At 42.7% G+C, this 13789-nt stretch carries 15 protein-coding genes; 7 read left to right on the top strand and 8 right to left on the bottom strand.

Features of this window, described 5'->3' with window-relative positions; all coding sequences use genetic code 11:
* Nucleotides 1-9 precede the first annotated feature (9 nt).
* Entirely contained in the window at nt 10-615 is a 606-nt protein-coding gene (locus QV280_RS16195) for a response regulator (protein ID WP_152820834.1), read from the top strand.
* 114 nt (nt 616-729) lie between these two features.
* Here the strand turns inward: QV280_RS16195 and QV280_RS16190 are convergent, their stop codons facing one another.
* Complete coding sequence (locus QV280_RS16190; protein ID WP_023402998.1) at nt 730-936, bottom strand: dodecin; 207 nt, start codon at nt 934-936, stop codon at nt 730-732.
* 289 nt (nt 937-1225) lie between these two features.
* On the opposite strand from QV280_RS16190, the gene QV280_RS16185 reads away from it, so the two are divergent.
* On the top strand, nt 1226-1588 hold the full coding sequence (locus QV280_RS16185) for a DUF4019 domain-containing protein (protein ID WP_152820059.1): 363 nt from the start codon (nt 1226-1228) through the stop codon (nt 1586-1588).
* A gap of 83 nt (nt 1589-1671) precedes the next feature.
* On the opposite strand, the gene moeB is transcribed toward QV280_RS16185, so the two are convergent.
* Complete coding sequence (moeB, locus tag QV280_RS16180) at nt 1672-2427, bottom strand: molybdopterin-synthase adenylyltransferase MoeB (protein ID WP_023403000.1); 756 nt, start codon at nt 2425-2427, stop codon at nt 1672-1674.
* A gap of 10 nt (nt 2428-2437) precedes the next feature.
* Nucleotides 2438-3676: a molybdopterin molybdotransferase MoeA gene (gene moeA / locus QV280_RS16175; protein ID WP_023403001.1), complete on the bottom strand. Its 1239-nt coding sequence runs from the start codon at nt 3674-3676 to the stop codon at nt 2438-2440.
* A 169-nt stretch (nt 3677-3845) separates the two neighbouring features.
* Here moeA and folE point away from each other — a divergent pair, with 169 nt between their 5' ends.
* Entirely contained in the window at nt 3846-4499 is a 654-nt protein-coding gene (gene folE / locus QV280_RS16170) for a GTP cyclohydrolase I FolE (protein ID WP_023403002.1), read from the top strand.
* Nucleotides 4500-4512: 13 nt separating this feature from the next.
* Here folE and QV280_RS16165 read toward each other — a convergent pair whose 3' ends face one another.
* Both QV280_RS16165 and clcA read right to left on the bottom strand, forming a co-directional pair.
* Entirely contained in the window at nt 4513-5487 is a 975-nt protein-coding gene (locus tag QV280_RS16165) for a TDT family transporter (RefSeq protein WP_023403003.1), read from the bottom strand.
* Nucleotides 5488-5598: 111 nt separating this feature from the next.
* Entirely contained in the window at nt 5599-6990 is a 1392-nt protein-coding gene (gene clcA / locus QV280_RS16160; RefSeq protein WP_023403004.1) for a H(+)/Cl(-) exchange transporter ClcA, read from the bottom strand.
* Nucleotides 6991-7603: 613 nt separating this feature from the next.
* Between clcA and QV280_RS16155 the strand changes: the two genes are divergently transcribed.
* Nucleotides 7604-7726, top strand: a complete 123-nt coding sequence (locus tag QV280_RS16155) for a hypothetical protein (RefSeq protein WP_255209301.1) — start codon at nt 7604-7606, stop codon at nt 7724-7726.
* A 183-nt stretch (nt 7727-7909) separates the two neighbouring features.
* Entirely contained in the window at nt 7910-8902 is a 993-nt protein-coding gene (locus tag QV280_RS16150) for a CobW family GTP-binding protein (RefSeq protein WP_152820058.1), read from the top strand.
* Here QV280_RS16150 and QV280_RS16145 read toward each other — a convergent pair.
* From QV280_RS16145 to QV280_RS16135, 3 genes are all read right to left on the bottom strand, one after another.
* Complete coding sequence (locus tag QV280_RS16145; RefSeq protein WP_023403006.1) at nt 8899-9060, bottom strand: hypothetical protein; 162 nt, start codon at nt 9058-9060, stop codon at nt 8899-8901. The genes QV280_RS16150 and QV280_RS16145 overlap by 4 nt on opposite strands.
* 112 nt (nt 9061-9172) lie before the next feature.
* Complete coding sequence (gene ylqF, locus QV280_RS16140; protein ID WP_023403007.1) at nt 9173-10117, bottom strand: ribosome biogenesis GTPase YlqF; 945 nt, start codon at nt 10115-10117, stop codon at nt 9173-9175.
* A 335-nt stretch (nt 10118-10452) separates the two neighbouring features.
* Complete coding sequence (locus QV280_RS16135) at nt 10453-11073, bottom strand: hypothetical protein (protein ID WP_152820057.1); 621 nt, start codon at nt 11071-11073, stop codon at nt 10453-10455.
* Nucleotides 11074-11586: 513 nt separating this feature from the next.
* Here QV280_RS16135 and QV280_RS16130 point away from each other — a divergent pair.
* Nucleotides 11587-12366, top strand: a complete 780-nt coding sequence (locus tag QV280_RS16130; RefSeq protein WP_152820056.1) for a glutathione S-transferase family protein — start codon at nt 11587-11589, stop codon at nt 12364-12366.
* Between the two features lie 198 nt (nt 12367-12564).
* Nucleotides 12565-13761: a DEAD/DEAH box helicase gene (locus QV280_RS16125; protein WP_152820055.1), complete on the top strand. Its 1197-nt coding sequence runs from the start codon at nt 12565-12567 to the stop codon at nt 13759-13761.
* Nucleotides 13762-13789: the final 28 nt, after the last annotated feature.

Raw genomic sequence — 13789 nt, 5'->3', positions numbered from 1 at the left:
CATCGCATTATGATTGTGGATGACCATCCATTAATTAGACGAGGCATCACACAATTGCTTTCATTCGAAGATGACTTCGACATTGTTTGTGAGGCAACCAGTGGCACAGAGGCGCTCGCGCTCGCCCATCAACATGATTTAGATTTGATTTTGCTCGACCTTAATATGAAAGGGCTATCGGGGCTTAATACCTTACAAGCATTGCGTGATGAAGATATTTTAACCAAAGTGGTCATACTTACCGTATCGGATTCTCCGGCAGATATTGATGCTATTGTAAAAGCTGGCGCCGATGGTTATCTCTTAAAAGACAGTGAGCCTGACGAGCTGATTGACCATTTGCGTCAAGCGCTCAACGGCGACAAAGTTTATAGTGAAGTTGTCGCTCAACAAATACGCGACCGCGCAGAAAACCCAAGCTTATTAGACAGTTTAACGGAAAGAGAGCTAGAGATTTTGTCGAAAGTGGCACTAGGGCACCGCAACAAACAGATTGCCGATGTGTTATTTATCTCAGAATCCACCGTGAAAGTGCACATGAAAAGTTTATTGAGAAAACTGCAGGTAAAATCCCGAACAGCAGCCACTATTTTGTACTTAGAGCACTATAGCTAACGCCGTATTTAACGGTATTTATTCAAGTTGCGATATGAAGTGCGATCTTTAGGTACTTCATCATCCCAGATACTTCATATCGACGCTTGAACTTATTCTAAGGTAAATGCTCAGCTAATCTAAAGTAAAACCAATCTTCACCGTCACCTGCCAGTGAGCCACTTTACCATCGTCAATATGACCTCTGACTTCCTGCATTTCAAACCAACGCATGTTATGCACACTTTCACTGGCTCGCGCCACCGCATTATTAATCGCATCATCAATTCCAATAGAAGATGTACCGACAATTTCCATTTTCTTGTAAGTATGATTTGGCATTTGCTAGCTCCTTGGATTACACCGTCATTACTGTTTAAAAACTAGACTGCGTACTCGGCTATAGCAAGGCGTTAGCGATTGTTTTCTCGACAGGGATAGTGGTTATCTAACGGCACGGAGTTACTTGTCTTTGTTATTGAAATTTAACAAGAAATTAATGTCTGAGAGTGTTTTATTCTTAGTGTTTTTGTTACATTGAGGATAGTAATGTTTTTGCATATCCCAAAAACATGTACCGCTAAAAAGTGCTATTAAAACCACACACTTTCCACAATCAAGAGATTTTAAAATGCTAAATGAACAAACTGCTACTCGACTTGATGTGCAACAGAATGAATCACTGCAATGGTTAAAGATTGTTGATTTACAGCACTATCAGCAGAGTTGGGAAAAGGCGAGCGATTATTTTCAATCACAAATCTCTCAAAGCGACTGGGTGGATGCGGTGTCGGCGGTGCGATCTTCAATAGGTGAGCTAGTATCACGTGACATTACTATGTCAAAACCAGTAACACCTTTATCTGATGCTCCAGAAGGCGAATACAGCCAGTGCCAATATAAATCTACTTTTAGCCAAGGTGAATTTATAGAAATAGTCACTTTGCTCAAAGAGAATGGTGATTGGAAAGTGGTGGGTTACTTTGTGAAGTAGAAGTGGCAAAACGCTTATGTATTAAAAATAGAGCACGCAATTAGAGTAAGGTGATGCTAAACATTAGGCACCACCAAAGTAGACTACTTATTATCTCCACAAACCATACACTGCGCCTGCTTAGGCAAAGTAAACTCTTGCCATTTCATGCTTAGCGCATCAAACATCATTAATTTACCCAGTTTATGCTCACCTAAATTCGACAATAAGCGCACGGCTTCTAACGCCTGCATACTGCCGATCACGCCGACCACAGGTGCTAGTATTCCAGCTTCAACGCAGCTTAGCTCATTAGCACCAAACAAGGTGCTTAGGCACTGGTAGCATGGCTCATCATCTTGGTAGGTAAAGCTGATGACTTGCCCCTCAAGGCGGATTGCGGCGCCTGAGACGAGTGGGGTTTTATATTGATGACAAAGGCGGTTGAGCTGATTGCGGGTGGTGAGGTTGTCGCTGGCATCAATGACTAATGAGTGGGTGCGTATTGCCTCAGTAAGCTCTTGCTCGTCCAAACGACGAGCAATGGAGGTGAGCTGACAATGGGAGTTTAACTGAGCCAAACTTGCTTTTGCTGAGTCCACCTTAAAAGCGTTTATGTCGGATTCCGTGTGTAAGATCTGACGCTGCAAATTTGACAGTTCCACCACATCATCATCAACAATAGTCAGTGCGCCAACGCCCGCTGACACCAAATACGGCGTTGCCGCGCAGCCTAGACCACCTGCGCCAATCACCAGTATTGAGGCTTGTTTTAGCGCCTCTTGGCCTTCAAAATCGAACGAACGTAGGATGATCTGTCGATTGTAGCGAAGCATCTCTTGGTCACTCAAAATCTCCATCACACAACCTCTAGTACAATGTTGAATTAAACAATTGGATATTGACCGTTTCACCCACTTCAACACGGCCACGCTCTCGCTCTAGAATCACAAAGCAGTTGGCAAGGCTCATTGAACGAAATGCTCCCGAGCTTTGGTTGCCAGTGCTTTGCACTTCAAATTGACCTTGTTCGTTGATGGTATAGATGCCACGCTGATAATCGGCACGTCCGGGTGTTTTCTTAAAAGCAGAATGAGTGGTTGCAGGCAGTGTCGGTGGACACTTCCATTCACTTTCACCGCTGAGTTTTGCCAGCAGAGGCTGAACCAATATATAAGTGGTCATAAAGGCAGATACTGGGTTACCCGGCAGACCACAGAACAGTGCATCCCCTATGTTGCCAAAAGCAAAAGGTTTACCCGGTTTGATGGCCAGTTTCCAAAATCCGATTTGTCCTTTTTGCTCTAAGATGTCTTTGGTGTAATCGGCTTCACCAACACTTACGCCGCCGGAGGTGACAACAACATCGGCTTGTTGTTTTGCTTCATCAAAGGCTTTGGCGAGCAATTCAACGTCGTCAGGGATCACGCCAAGGTCGATAACCTCACAACCAAATTTTTTAAACAGAGGAATGGTGCCATAGCGGTTACTGTCATAAATTTCGCCTTCACCTAAGGCCGCGCCAACTGGTTTTAGCTCGTCACCAGTCGAGAAGGTGGCAACAATCGGTTTGCGATATACAGAGACTTGCGCCACCCCAAGTGAAGCCAACATAGGGAGATCGCGCGCCGTCAGTCGCTTGCCTTTGCTGAGCACCAGTTGCCCAACTTGAATGTCGTCGCCAACAGGGCGAATGTTTTGATTGTGCTTAGGTGTTGCGCTATCAAACTTAATTCCAGCATCAGTCACCGTAGCCACTTCTTGCATGATCACAGCATCACAACCGGTTGGGATTTTGGCGCCCGTCATAATGCGGATACAAGTGAGCGGTGGCCATTCATCTTGCAGTGGTGCGCCGGCAAAAGATTGCCCTGCTAATGGCAGCGTAGATTGCTGCTCAAAATCGGCAATACGCACGGCATATCCGTCCATTGCCGAATTGTCAAAAGGCGGCACATGAATAGGGGAGGTGATATCACTACAAAGAACACGACCAATGGCTTTATCCAAAGGTAAAGTTTCAGTTTCGTTGACTGTGAATGTACTTTCGAGAATTTTGGCCATTGCTTGTTCGATTGGCATTAGACCTGGGGCGTCGCAACAATCCATCGTAGTTCCTTGTTTGTGCACTGAAAAAAAGCACTGTAACACGATGCCTGCATAGAGACACTTAAGTGATTAAATTAGATAGTGTAATTTTGAGCAAATCCAAGTATTCTCTTTCGCCATCGCATAAATTTTGATCGTGCGATGAGAAGATGTAGAAATGGAGAGACATATGTCAGCATTAAGCGAATCAGCACTGCTAGTCAAACAAGCACTTGCCGATAGAGGTTTAGAAACCCCTATGGTGGCAAACGAGCTTACCGCAGAAGATAAAAAGCGCAAGATTGAACATCATATGCGTGAAGTGTTGGAAATATTGCAGTTGGATTTAACCGATGATTCTTTGCAAGATACCCCTAAGCGTATTGCCAAGATGTATGTTGATGAGGTGTTCTCTGGTCTAGATTATGCTCGCTTTCCTAAGATTACGGTCATTGAGAATAAAATGGACGTCAGTGAAATGGTGCGCGTTAAAGACATTACTTTGACCAGCACTTGTGAGCATCATCTAGTGACAATCGATGGTCGAGTAGCAGTGGCGTACATTCCACGTACTAAAATCATTGGTTTATCGAAAATAAACCGCATTGTACGCTTCTTTGCCCAGCGTCCGCAGGTGCAAGAGCGCATGACTCAGCAAATTTTAGTCGCGCTACAAACGCTACTAGAAAGTGACGACGTAGCGGTAAAAATTGATGCGACTCATTACTGCGTTAAATCTCGCGGTGTTATGGATGCGACTAGTGAAACCACTACTACAGCATTGGGTGGCATTTTCAAATCAAACCCAGCCACACGCCACGAATTTCTGCACGGCCTAAGCTAATTGCAACAATGGCTTATTGCGGTTTAATCTTCTTATTTTGAGGCTTAAACCGCTCTGGCCAATACATCACTACATATCCTGCCGATACCCACACCACCAATAGCGTCGCAATCGTTAGCTCAAAGAAACCAAACGTATGCAGCCAATACCAGTTGTCATGATGATATTCAAACCATGTAGTGAGCTTTGACATGGCAATCGCACTGATCACCGATGGAAAAGTCACCGCCGCGATTGAGGGCTGAAATTTAAGCCTGAGCAAATTAATGTAGCAAAGATAGATGAGCAAGGTCATGGTAATGGCAATGCCAGCCAGTGCGCCTGTTAAGATAGGATCTGGGTCTGGAAAGTTCACCAAATAAGCCGCCAGCGTTAAGTTGATGGGGGCGGCCATAATTGCCAGTGTCGGACGAGCATTTCGCGGTAATTTACCAAAGAATACCAAGCGATACAGCACCAGTGGCAACATAAAGAAGTAAATCCCCACACAGGTCATCACGATAGTTTCTGAAAAAACCGTGTGCCCAAATTGAGTCGCGGCGAGCGAGCTACTGATCACTCCCACTGGGTATAAAAACCAACTTGGTACTATATTAGACATCTTGAAATTGGCAATTTGATAGCCAAAAAATAAAACCATCATAGTGACATGCAGTAGTACTGACATGACCCACAAAGGGTAGGCAATATAGGGTGATATGACTGCAAGATAGTCACAGAGGATCAACAGCGCCATGCTCATAGGCGCCATTAGGCTACCTCTAAGCGGGTGTTTGATATCAGCTTTGAAGGTTGAAATACTGGTCAAGTATTTCATTAATACGGGAGTTAATAGTAGGGCGCCAAAGCATGCAAGAAAAGGTCGAATAGCTTCGCCAATTGATGGGATATATAAAGCCCATGCTTGTCCTAAGCCAATAACGCCCAGTGCCAGAGCGGCCTGAGAAGGTGGTACATTTTGATATTGTGTAAAACGTTTCCAGTCCAACAAGCTTTCCTATTTAAAGATGATACTTCGCTACTTCACTTTTTCCTGCATTTATACAGGAAAAAGTGAAAGATCATAGCAAGATCACAGCTTGTATTGCAAATATGTTTGCTATTCGGTCGGAAGATCGTCTTGGCGCAACTTGGTTTTCTTTAGAGTTCTGTTGAGCAGTTGGCTATAGATAGGTTGACCACCGAGTAACTGAGCAAAAATAACCGCACCTAAGCTGGTGATGATTAACGGAAGAATCAAGTAATAGTTATTGGTCATTTCGATAACCAATAAGATACCGGTGATCGGGGCACGAACGGTTGCGGCAAAAAGTGCACCCATTCCGGCAATAGCAAACATGCCTGGAGTAATAGGTAAGTCTGGGAATGCCGCTTGTGCAATAAGACCAAAAGCGTAACCAAATAGAGTACCTAGCGCGAGCATTGGCGCAAAAATACCCCCTGGTGCACCAGAACCAAAACAAAGCATGGTGGTGATAATTCTTGCTGCAAATAAAAACAGCAGTAGATTCACACTAAAACCACCGGTAGTGATTGTTGGTATTAATTCAATACCGCCGCCGGTGACTTCAGGAAGATATAAAAGTATTAATCCGAAGGTACCGCCAATTAAACTACCGGTTAACAGGTAACGGCCACGTTTATTTTGGTGAAGCTTAACAAATGAGTCTTGAGAAAATGTCACTAGACGGTTGAATACGACGCCGAATATACCAAACATGACCCCAAGTAATAAAAATAGCCATAATGTTGATAGCTCTGGAGAAGCGTATTGTGGCGTTTGAATAACGGCATATTGTCCATTCAGAGCGCGGAAAACGATCGTGGCTGAAATAGACGCAATAATAACGGCTCTAATAGAAATTAGGGAGTAACGAAATTGAGGGCGCATCTCCTCAACAACAAACATAATAGCAGCTAGCGGAGCGTTAAATGCGGCGGCTAAACCTGCCGCTGAACCTGATGCCAGTAAAGAGTGACGAGTATCATCATCTTTAACACGGAAGATATCGCTGATCATGCGGCCAATTGCACCACCCATTTGCACGGTTGGCCCTTCTTGACCAAGTACCATACCTGAACCAAGCGTACCTGTACCGCCGAAGAATTTAACCGGTAATACGCGCCACCAGCGAACAGGTCGCACTCCGTCCATTGCCCCTTCGATTTCAGGAATACCAGAGCCGGACGCTTCTGGAGCAAATCTATGCACTAGGTAATAACCGACAAAGGCTAACGCCGCACTGATAAGAAACGCAGCTAACCATAGCGGTAATCCGCCGATAGAATCTTTGAGCCACTCGGTACGGGTATCCGACACAAAATGGACTGCGAATTCAAATGAGGTCGAAACTAAGCCTGCGAGAACGCCAACGATAACAGACATAAATAGTATCGAGATGGAAGTATTGTCGCGAGAGAGAAATTGACTAATGGTATCCTTTGGCACTTTAGCTAATAGGGACCGTGTAATTTTTTCTCTTTTTGTCATTGTTGTGAGCCTTTCGCGCCAATTGTTAAGTGAAATATCTAGTAAAATAGTACGTCTATAAATGAATAACGTTTGAAGAATAGAGCGTATATTTTCATTTAGTGTACATGGTTTATATGACAAAAAATCTATCTATTTTGTCATTGTAAACTTGCAGTTTTTATAAACTTAGCCATAGTTAAAGGGTGAGGTAAGGATTAAATCTTACAGGGAGAACAGGATTGCCTCACTTTGATTAACACATTAGTAATAACGTATAGATAATACATAGTGTAATCGCAACAAAGCTGAAGAGCTTAAAATACTTTAAAGCTCGTTAAATGTTCTCCGGTTTATTATCCGCGAGATTCGCGAACTCACGATTGAGTAACGAGACCATAAGGCGCATGCAAAGTGCGCCTTTGTGTTATTTAGTGTAGTCATAATATCACCGTCTGCCTCATTAATTTTCCGATTATTTATTCCAAAAACGTAAACTTGCTTTTCGATAAATCACATCTGTAAATCGTTTGTTTTTCATGCGATAAATGTATAATTCTCAGTCAAATTAAGGCGTTCTGTTGAGTAATTTGATCGCCTTTTTAGTGGTATGTTTTGGTTGTGGGTGAGGTTTGTGATGAAAGTAGTCGAGTATGTTTTGATGTCGGGCTTGTTAATTGGCATTTTATGCGCTTTGTTTGGTACTTTTACCGCTCATGCAGGTGACATTTGGGGAACAGTGCTAGCGATAAAATAGAGGTCTTCAATGTATCACTTAGCAAATGTATCACTTCACAAATGAGCGACTCAATTAGGTTAAGGACAACCTTTGTTGCGTTGATTGTTCTCACCTCTATGTTCTGCGCCTCTATTTTACCTTTCTAGGTGTAAATGAATCTTGTAAACTTCCTGTACTATTCGTTCGTTCAGGCTTTGCATTATGTCGATTAAAACTCCCACTAATATTATCACTGGCTTCTTAGGCACCGGAAAAACCACTGCGATTTTAAATTTATTAAAGAACAAACCAGAAAATGAAAACTGGGCTGTGCTTGTTAATGAGTTTGGGGAGATTGGTATTGATGGCGCATTAATGTCTGAACAAGGTGCTTTGATCAAAGAAGTTCCGGGCGGATGCATGTGCTGTGCGGCTGGCGTACCTATGAGTGTTGGGATCAATTTATTACTTCGTCAAAAACCGGATCGACTACTCATTGAACCTACAGGTTTAGGCCACCCTAAACAGGTAATGGCGACGTTAACCTCTGAACAATATCAACCTTATATCGCGCTACATACCACTATCACAATGACAGATGCGCGTTATTTTGAAGACGAGAAGTACACTTCAAACGAAAACTTTAAACAGCAACTTGCTGTGGCCGATGTGATCGTGGCAAATAAGACTGAGCTAGCCAATAAAGTTCAAAATGAAACGATGCAAGTATGGCTGGCAGAACAAGGGTTCACCTATCGTGTCGAAGCCACTTCAAATGGTGAGTTTGATATTGCGTTGCTAGATGAAGTGCTTAAGCCAAGTGTTGCGGTAGATATTGAACAACATCACCATCATCATGCGGCTATGGAGCCACAGTTTGCTATTCCGCCCAATAAAGCTTTTGTAAGAAAAGAGAACAAAGGGCAGGGTTATTTCAGCTGTGGTTGGCTATTTGGCCCAGAAGTTGAGTTTCCTTTTGATGATGTATTCTCGCTATTTTCAGATATTACTGCCGAGCGCGTGAAAGCGGTGATCAATACCGATAAGGGCTGCTTTGCATTTAATGTGGCCAATGGCGTTGTGTCGGTGAATGAAATGTCTTTAGATGGTTTTGAATCACGTCTTGAAGTGATCGACAGTCAGCTTATTCCATGGGATCAGTTGGAAGGTATTCTACTCTCTATCGCGGGCTTACCTGCGAACGTGTGCGATTAACCTGATATAAAGTCGTTAAATGCTTTAATGATGTCTTGCGCCCCATCTTGTAAACTGCCGATGGGGTCAACACTGATAAATTGCCAGACTTCTTCGCCAAATACGGCAGCAATTAACAAAGCAAGTACTAAAACAGGGGCTAAATAGCGTCTAATCATGTTCCTTCCTCCGTTGAAGAAACTACTCCATTATTGTATAAAATATAGTCGAATAGACGCGATTTACCTATTTTTGGTTCAGTTATGTTTTGACGGAAGTGATGTTTGTTGATTAACGCTTATTACGTAAGTAACGTTTACGTCGCTCTAGCTTCTTCTTCGCTTTGGCTTCTTCTTTGCGAGCGGTTTCGATTTCTACTTCGACTAACTCTTCACTGATCATTTCTGGCAACTCTAGAGTCACTTGACCCAAAATACCTTGGCGCAGTTCGTGCAGCAGTATTTCTGATGCTTTATGCAGATCCACTCGGCCACCAGAGCGCAATGCGCCTCGTTTGCGACCAATCGCTTCCATAAGCTCGATTTCTGTTTCTGGCAACTCTTCAAGTTGGTAACGTTCTTTAAGACGTTCAGGATATTGCTGTGCTAAATACTCAACGGTGTAAAAAGCCACTTCGTCATATTCCATCGCCGTATCTTTAATCGCACCGGTTGCTGCTAAACGGAAACCGCTATGCGGGTTTTCTACTTTCGGCCATAAAATTCCAGGAGTATCAGAAAGAATGACGCCATTTTGCAAGTTAATGCGTTGCTGGCGACGAGTGACCGCAGGTTGGTTACCCGTTTGAGCAATGGTACGGCCTGCTAAGGTATTGATTATTGTAGATTTACCTACGTTAGGGATCCCCATAATCATAGTGCGAATATTTTTACCCATAGCTTCACGGTGCGGTGCAAGCTTGCGACACATTTCCATGATCTTATGGATTTCTTGCGGGTTTTCAGTGGTAACCGCCATCGCTTTTACACCATCTTGCAGTTCAAAATGGTCAATCCAACGCTGAGTTAACTCGGGATCGGATAAATCTCGTTTGTTTAGTACTTTCACACATGGTTTGTCACCTCGTAATTTAGAGATAACAGGGTTCTCTGAAGAATAAGGTATACGTGCATCTAAGACTTCAATAATGACATCGATTTGAGGAATTACTTCTTCAATTTCTTTGCTCGCCTTATGCATGTGCCCAGGGAACCACTGAATAGTGTTATTAACCATTTGAAAAATATACCTTTTGATTTGATGCTTGGCAGGAGGGTTGTGGGTGAGGTACTGATGCGTACAGAACACAATAGCCCTAGCCGTGGTCACTTTAATGGCATGATCATAGCATTTATGCCGGTTTAGCGGAAATAATACCAATGACTTAATTATGCAAGTTGGTATTTTGTTTGCCAAAAGTGTAAAAAGGGAAATTGTGGTTTCTAGTACTATTTATAAACATAAAGGCAGTGACTAAATCATCACTGCCTTTATAGATAGGTTTAATCTTAATTATCAATCTCGTTTTGGCGTTTAAACTAGGTTCAGTTCAACACTCGAGATTGAATCAATTAGAATGCGTAACGTACACCCAGCGCCGCATCCACACCAAAGTGGAAGCTATCAGGGATGTTTACACGCGGTGCCAATGACGCAAAGCCATCCCACTGCGGAGCAAACTGCCAATCAAGGCCTAGAGGTACACGGATACCGTAGTCGTTGAAGTGGTTGCTTTCATTTTCTTCCCAATAACCGTAGTAGCCGTTACCTTCATCACGGTAACCATTGTGCCAATGGTGACAATTACCATTTTTATCAAAGCTATCACAGTAGTTATGAGCTGAAGCATATGGATGAGAAACCCAGTGACCATGGTCGCCATGCCATGTTTTATTAAAGTCATAGAAACCGCCTACCGCTACGTAGTAGGTGAAAGGTAAGTTAGGTGCAAAACGCTTGTCTTTTACGACTTGGTAATCAGCCGAAACACCGTCATTACCAATGAACGCATCGATAGTATCGTATAGCTCAGCGTTGATACCAAAGCCTTGGTCAAAACCCACACCAAGTTTGAAGTCTGAGTGATTCTCATAGCTACGTGGTTTTGTGTTTACAGGCGTACCTGGGTTCGCATAAGCAGTAACCGACGTCAACAGCACACCCGCTGCAACCAAAGCTTTAACTTTATTCATGTCATTCCTAGATTTATTGTAATTACATTACGTTGGTTTTCATAACCTTGTGACCATTATCACAATAAAATTTTAAAAAGTTCAATTTAGACAGCAGTATTGGATTGCAAAAATAATTTCCATAATTGTTGTATGGTTAATAAATACTTTCTTATCAGTAGCTTGCATCTAATGAGCTAATAGAAAATGTCGCGCGAACATTTTAAAAAACCAGCACAAAAAACCACCAAAAAGTACCCGTATAACCACAGAGATTCATATGAAAAGCGGGGTCAGGTCTTGAAATTTGCAGATGATTGTTTTCAAACTAGCGCTCTCTAACTAATCAAAATGTTAGCGCAATCGCTCTTCATGTGACGCTTCTCTTACCTTAGAGTTGGGCTTGTCGTCGTTCGTCGTTGTCAAAGGGTGCAAATTTCAAGACCTGACCCCGCACTTGCTCACTTTAAGGTTGACAATAACAACTATATGGATATTATAATTGATATTATCAACTTGTATGTAAGGTGCTCTATGCCAATAGTTAAACCAACCAATAAATCAGTAGAAACATTGAAGGGATTACATCTCTATCACACGGGGTTTTCAAACTGTGCGATGCGGGTAAGAATTGCTTTAGAAGAGAAAGGGATAGAATGGGAAAGTCATGCTCTTGATTTGCAAAAAGGTGAAAACCTAACCGCCGAATATTTTGGTATTAACCCTAATGGTGTGGTACCGACCTTGGTTGATGATGGTGTGGTGATCATCGATTCTGCCGACATTATTGATTACATCGATCAGAAGTTTACGCCAAACTCTTTACGTCCAAGCAATGAGTGTGATTTGCAACAAATGTATGAATGGATGTATTTGGCGCGAGATAATCATCTTTCTATTAAAACCTACATGTACAGCAATGTTAAAAATCCGCAGGGCATGAAGCGTAATGAGCAAGAAATGGCGGATTACCGTGAGAAGCAGACTTTTGACAGCGCTTTGTTGGCTTTTCATGAACGTTTCAATTCACACAACGGATTTTCTGAGCAAGAAAAAGCGCAGGCTACAGCAATTATTGATCAATGTTTTTCCAAAATGGATAAGCGTTTAAGCGATCACCAGTGGCTAGTGGGTGAGAATTTTTCTTTAGCCGATATTACGTGGATACCCCAACTCGTAGTATTAAAAGCCGCTAATTATCCCTTTGAAAACTACCCAAACTTAGAGCAATGGAAAAATGCAATTATCCAACGACCTAGTTTTGAACGTGCAGTGAAGCAATGGTTGGTTTTACCTAGCGGGGTCAGGTCTTGAAATTTGCACGTCTCTAGATTTTGTACTCAATAAACTCTTTTTAGAGAAGATCGCTAAAAGTGTTCTGAATAAGTGATAATTCACTCCATTTTTACGTTAGTTTTGGCTGACTCAAATTGAGTGCAAATTTCAAGACCTGACCCCGCAAGTGGGGTGTGGTAATATCGCTCTCAATTTATTGTTTCTATTAGGTCATCTATGTCATTTTCCAAGCTGGGTTTGAGTGCTCCAATTCTCGATGCGATTAAAAAGGTAGGTTACGATAAACCTACTGATATCCAACAAAAAGCAATTCCAATTGTGTTGGAAGGGAAAAACCTTATTGCGGCGGCTCAAACGGGTACGGGTAAAACAGCCAGTTTTGTGTTGCCTATTTTGGAGATGCTGAGTAAAGGTGAAACGCAACGTAAAAAACGTATTCGTGCGCTTATTGTGGTGCCAACACGTGAACTTGCTATTCAAGTTGATGAAAAAATAAAAGAATACGCTGGTGAAACCAAGCTAACCTCCATGGCGATGTACGGTGGGGTTGATTATCAACCGCAGAAGCAAGGCTTAGTTGATGGTGTGGATGTGTTGGTTTCTACACCGGGGCGTTTGATCGATCTGTATGGTCAAAAAGCGGTGTACTTTGAAGAGGTTGAAGTACTGGTTCTTGATGAAGCCGATCGCATGTTGGATATGGGCTTTATTGAAGATATCAACAAGATCATCGCTCGTTTACCGCAAGACATTCAAAACTTGCTCTTTTCTGCAACATTGTCGAATCCTGTTCGTGACTTAGCAAAAAGTGCCATTGATGGTGCGGTCGAAATTTCTATCGGTAAGCACAGCGCCTCTAAGTCAAACATCGAGCAGTGGCTAGTGACCGTTGATAAAGATAAAAAATCAGCGTTACTTGCCCATATGATCAATGAAAATAAGTGGGAACAAGCACTAATTTTCATTGAAACCAAGAATGGTGCAGCCAAGCTTGCAGCGCAGTTGGAAAAGCGTGGTATTCATGCCGAAGCATTCCATAGTGGACGTAGCCAACATATTCGCGCGCAACTGCTTGAAGACTTTAAAGCCGGTAAAATTCAATACATGATTGCCACCGGTGTGGGTGCTCGCGGTATCGACATTCACGATCTACCAAGAGTTATTAACTACGACTTACCTTTCCCCGCTGATGAGTATGTGCACCGCATAGGTCGTACTGGTCGTGCTGATAAAAATGGTGAAGCTATCTCATTTGTCTCAAAAGATAACTTTAAGAATCTATGCATGATTGAAAGCCGTCTCGGGCATTTAATCGAAAGACGTGAAATTGAAGGTTTTGCGCCGCGTAAGGAAGTGCCAATATCCATCCTTAATTACGTGCCAAAACATAAACGCGAGCCAAAGGATCAATAGCAATCGTAGGCTAGATACCCGTTATAAT

This window comes from Vibrio sp. B1Z05, from assembly GCF_052955985.1.
Note: the sequence above shows the minus strand (reverse complement) of the source record. Positions and strands in the feature narration are given on the sequence as shown.